1 protein-coding gene is annotated in these 339 nt (G+C 54.6%); it reads right to left on the bottom strand.

Annotation, left to right across the window (positions count from 1 at the left end; genetic code table 11):
* Positions 1-339, bottom strand: a 339-nt coding sequence (locus IEQ44_RS15660; RefSeq protein WP_193639403.1) for an MFS transporter, incomplete at both ends; no start/stop codon positions are given.

Genomic DNA, 339 nt, shown 5'->3' with positions numbered 1-339 from the left:
CTTTACGCTCCGGGAACCACTTCACACAGTTAGAGAGCGTCAGCAGATAACCCGCGCCATCTGCCAGTCCCACCAGCACACCGGCGCTTAACCACAGCATCATCAGGTTGTCAGAATGCGCTGTCAGGAAGAAGCCTAATCCCAGCAAAATGCCGGAAGCCATGGTGACGCGTTTAACGCCAAAACGTTCCTGTAATTTGCCCGCAACAGAAGACGAAATTGCCAGCCCCAGACTTAACAAGCCGAAAGAGAAAGCGACCTGGCTTACCGGCGCATCCAGCTTGGCGGAAAGCGCGCCATTAAACAGGCTCCAGGTATAAACCGACCCCAGCGCAAACT

The sequence above is a fragment of the Nocardioides malaquae genome (genome assembly GCF_015070385.1).
In the GTDB taxonomy this organism is placed as follows: domain Bacteria; phylum Actinomycetota; class Actinomycetes; order Propionibacteriales; family Nocardioidaceae; genus Nocardioides; species Nocardioides malaquae.
The sequence above is the reverse complement of the archived record's forward strand: the minus strand, read 5'-3'. Positions and strand labels throughout refer to the sequence as shown.